General features: G+C 59.6%; 2 rRNA genes. Both read left to right on the top strand.

What is annotated here, in order from left to right:
* The first annotated feature begins 39 nt into the window (after window positions 1–39).
* Window positions 40–1,557: ribosomal RNA gene (locus BLT39_RS21715) — 16S ribosomal RNA — on the top strand.
* Window positions 1,558–2,051: 494 nt separating this feature from the next.
* A 23S ribosomal RNA gene (locus BLT39_RS21710) occupies window positions 2,052–2,449 on the top strand; the annotation flags it as partial.

The following is a 2,449-nucleotide window of genomic DNA, read 5'->3' as shown; positions in this document are numbered from 1 at the left end:
AGACTGTCAGGTCTTGGTTCTTGGTCTGGGTTGAATTCATCTACGGAGAGTTTGATCCTGGCTCAGGACGAACGCTGGCGGCGTGCTTAACACATGCAAGTCGAACGATGAAGCCAGCTTGCTGGTGGATTAGTGGCGAACGGGTGAGTAACACGTGGGCAACCTGCCCCCGGCTCTGGGATAACTCCAAGAAATTGGTGCTAATACCGGATATTCACATTTCTCCGCATGGGGGTTTGTGGAAAGTTTTTCGGCTGGGGATGGGCCCGCGGCCTATCAGCTTGTTGGTGGGGTGATGGCCTACCAAGGCGACGACGGGTAGCCGGCCTGAGAGGGTGACCGGCCACACTGGGACTGAGACACGGCCCAGACTCCTACGGGAGGCAGCAGTGGGGAATATTGCGCAATGGGCGGAAGCCTGACGCAGCGACGCCGCGTGAGGGATGACGGCCTTCGGGTTGTAAACCTCTTTCAGCAGGGACGAAGCGGAAGTGACGGTACCTGCAGAAGAAGCACCGGCCAACTACGTGCCAGCAGCCGCGGTAATACGTAGGGTGCAAGCGTTGTCCGGAATTATTGGGCGTAAAGAGCTCGTAGGCGGTTTGTCGCGTCGGCTGTGAAAGCCCGGAGCTCAACTCCGGGTCTGCAGTCGATACGGGCAGACTTGAGTGTTGCAGGGGAGACTGGAATTCCTGGTGTAGCGGTGAAATGCGCAGATATCAGGAGGAACACCGGTGGCGAAGGCGGGTCTCTGGGCAACAACTGACGCTGAGGAGCGAAAGCGTGGGGAGCGAACAGGATTAGATACCCTGGTAGTCCACGCCGTAAACGTTGGGCGCTAGGTGTGGGGGCCATTCCACGGTCTCCGTGCCGCAGCTAACGCATTAAGCGCCCCGCCTGGGGAGTACGGCCGCAAGGCTAAAACTCAAAGGAATTGACGGGGGCCCGCACAAGCGGCGGAGCATGTTGCTTAATTCGATGCAACGCGAAGAACCTTACCTAGGCTTGACATGTGCGGAAATCCTCCAGAGATGGTGGGTCCGTAAGGGTCGCACACAGGTGGTGCATGGTTGTCGTCAGCTCGTGTCGTGAGATGTTGGGTTAAGTCCCGCAACGAGCGCAACCCTCGTCCCATGTTGCCAGCGGGTTATGCCGGGGACTCATGGGAGACTGCCGGGGTCAACTCGGAGGAAGGTGGGGATGACGTCAAATCATCATGCCCCTTATGTCTAGGGCTGCAAACATGCTACAATGGCCGGTACAAAGGGCTGCGATACCGTGAGGTGGAGCGAATCCCAAAAAGCCGGTCTCAGTTCGGATTGGGGTCTGCAACTCGACCCCATGAAGTTGGAGTCGCTAGTAATCGCAGATCAGCAACGCTGCGGTGAATACGTTCCCGGGCCTTGTACACACCGCCCGTCACGTCACGAAAGTCGGTAACGCCCGAAGCCGGTGGCCCAACCCTTGTGGAGGGAGCCGTCGAAGGCGGGATCGGCGATTGGGACGAAGTCGTAACAAGGTAGCCGTACCGGAAGGTGCGGCTGGATCACCTCCTTTCTAAGGAGCACTGGCCGCCCGACGTGGTCGGGTGGTCCAGAGCCACGCCCACACCGAGACAGGGCCCCACTACCGGGGTTGTGCGTGTGTGTGGGGTGGAGCTCGAGGGTGGAACACTGACCAGTTCGTGGCGCCGGCGCCGTTCGGCCGTTAGTACAGCCCGAGACCCCTTTTGCGGGGGTTGGCCCCTTGAGTGGGGTGTGGGTGGGAACGCGGGTGGTGGTGGTGGTTCTGCGTAGGCACGCTGTTGGGTCCTGAGGGAGTGGACCGGTCCTCTTCGGGGGGTTGGGTTTGCGCTCTTGCGTGCGGGGCCTGCTTGCTCGCCATACCAGCTCGTGACGCTTTGGTGTCGGGGTGTTGGTGGTGGGTGTGGGTGGGTGGTCGTTCGTTCTTTGAGAACTGCACAGTGGACGCGAGCATCTTGTAGGGCGCATCGCAGATGTTCCAGCTGTCATCGGCTTTCGGGTTGGTGGGAGGTGGGGTGTGTTGTGGTGGGTCAAGTTGTTAAGGGCGCACGGTGGATGCCTTGGCACCAGGAGCCGATGAAGGACGTAGGAGGCTGCGATAAGCCTCGGGGAGCTGTCAACCGAGCGTTGATCCGAGGATTTCCGAATGGGGGAACCCCGCACCAGTCATGTGGTGTGACCCGCGCCTGAATGTATAGGGCGTGTGGAGGGAACGTGGGGAAGTGAAACATCTCAGTACCCACAGGAAGAGAAAACAACAGTGATTCCGTGAGTAGTGGCGAGCGAAAGCGGATGAGGCTAAACCGTATCGATGTGATAGCCGGCAGGTGTTGTCGATGCGGGGTCGTGGGACCGATCTTCTCAGTGCTGCCGTGCTGGGCGGGAGTCAGAAAAGTGTGGTGTTAGTGGAAGGCCTCTGGAAGGGG

Source organism: Klenkia brasiliensis, from assembly GCF_900100695.1.
In the GTDB taxonomy this organism is placed as follows: domain Bacteria; phylum Actinomycetota; class Actinomycetes; order Mycobacteriales; family Geodermatophilaceae; genus Klenkia; species Klenkia brasiliensis.
This window is presented reverse-complemented; position numbering and strand designations above follow the sequence as displayed.